This window comes from Arenimonas sp. (genome assembly GCF_019459675.1).
Taxonomy (GTDB): Bacteria; Pseudomonadota; Gammaproteobacteria; order Xanthomonadales; family Xanthomonadaceae; genus Arenimonas.
This window is the reverse complement of sequence record NZ_JAIBFH010000153.1, coordinates 1-1,679: the sequence shown is the minus strand read 5'-3', so window position 1 is coordinate 1,679 and position 1,679 is coordinate 1. Positions and strand designations below refer to the sequence as shown.

Genomic DNA, 1,679 nt, shown 5'->3' with positions numbered 1-1,679 from the left:
GGGGGGGGGTCTGGCCGTGGCCCTCCAGCCGCTGCCCGGGGCCATGGTTAATCCCACGCAGTTCCCCGCGCTAATGCGAATTGCCGCCCGCCACGCTTTCCAGCAGCAGCGGGTAGCGCGACGGATCGGACGACTGCAGGCGCAGCAGGTCGGTGCCGTCGGCCAGCGTGCGGGTCAGCATGGCGGCGCGACCGGAGTGGAGATCAGATGTTCCGGAAAACCAGCGTGCCGTTGGTACCGCCGAAGCCAAAGCCATTGGACACCGCCACGTCGATCTTAGCCTGGCGCGCCACGTTGGGCACGTAGTCCAGGTCGCAGCCTTCGCCTGGCTCGTCGAGGTTGATGGTGGGTGGGATCACGCCGGTGTGCAGCGCCATCACGGTGAAGATGGCCTCGACGCCGCCGGCGGCACCCAGCAGGTGGCCGGTCATGGACTTGGTGGAACTGACCATCGTCTCGTAAGCGTGGTCCCCCAGCGCGCGCTTCACCGCGTGGGTCTCGGCCAGGTCGCCCAGCGGCGTGGAGGTGCCGTGGGCATTGAGGTAGCCCACCTGCTCGGCGTTGACGCCGGCGTCCTTGAGCGCCATGCGCATGCAGCGGGCCGGACCGTCGCCGTTCTCGCTGGGCGCGGTCATGTGGTACGCATCGGAGCTGGCGCCGAAACCGGCCAGCTCGCAGTAGATGCGCGCGCCGCGGGCCTTGGCGTGCTCGTACTCTTCCAGGATCAGGATGCCGGCGCCGTCGCCGAGCACGAAGCCGTCGCGGTCCTTGTCCCAGGGCCGCGACGCGCGCAGCGGCTCGTCGTTGCGGGTGGACATGGCCTTCATCGAGCAGAAGCCGCCGACCGAGGTGGGCGTGGCGCCGTGTTCGGCGCCGCCGGCCACCATGATGTCGGCGTCGCCGTACTGGATCATGCGCATCGCCATGCCGATGGAATGGTTGGACGTGGCGCAGGCCGAGACGGCCGAGAAGTTGGGGCCCTTGATGCCCTTCATGATCGTCAGCTGGCCCGGCAGCATGTTGATGATGGTGCTGGGCACGTAGAACGGCGAGACCTTGCGCGGACCGCCCTCGTGCAGGGCGATGGCGGTTTCCTCGATGCCCCGCACGCCGCCGATGCCGGCGCCGATGATGGCGCCGATGCGCTCGGCGTTGGCCTCGGTGACTTCCAGGCCGGCGTCATCCATCGCCTGGAAGCTGGCGGCCAGGCCGTAGTGGATGAAGGTGTCCATCTTCTTGACGTCCTTGGGCGGCAGGAAGGACTTGGCGTCGAAGTCACGCACTTCGCCGGCGATGCGCGTGGCATAGGCGGAGGCGTCGAAATGGGTGATGGGGCCGATGCCGCAGCGGCCGGCCTGGATGCTGTCCCAGGCCGCGGCCAGGGTGTTGCCGATGGGCGAGACGATGCCCATTCCGGTGACGACGACGCGACGGTGGCTCATGGCGGACTCCGGGTTCCAGGTCTTGGTGCGTGCGGCTTGGCTGCATGCGCCGGCGTATCGCACGGGCGCCTGAAACGCGCAGGGCCGCGCAAGCGCGGCCCTGGCGTGACCACGTCGGGCGATCAGGCCTTGAGGTGGTCCTTGATGTTATCGATGGCCTGCTGCACCGAGGTGATCTTCTCGGCTTCTTCGTCGGGGATCTCGCTCTCGAACTCTTCCTCGAGGGCCATGACCAGC

General features: G+C 68.3%; 1 protein-coding gene and 1 pseudogene. Both read right to left on the bottom strand.

Annotation, left to right across the window (positions count from 1 at the left end; genetic code table 11):
* Positions 1-203: 203 nt before the first annotated feature.
* Positions 204-1,442 carry a beta-ketoacyl-ACP synthase II gene (gene fabF / locus K0M70_RS05530; RefSeq protein ID WP_290780373.1) on the bottom strand — a complete coding sequence of 413 codons (1,239 nt, stop codon included), beginning with the start codon at positions 1,440-1,442 and terminating at the stop codon, positions 204-206.
* A gap of 122 nt (positions 1,443-1,564) precedes the next feature.
* Positions 1,565-1,679, bottom strand: a pseudogene (locus tag K0M70_RS05525) (acyl carrier protein); the annotation flags it as partial.

Bases quoted from the DNA above. Each gene is read 5' to 3' on its own strand.
- fabF (WP_290780373.1), bottom strand. From the start codon at position 1,442: ATGAGCCACCGTCGCGTCGTCGTCACCGGAATGGGCATCGTCTCGCCC.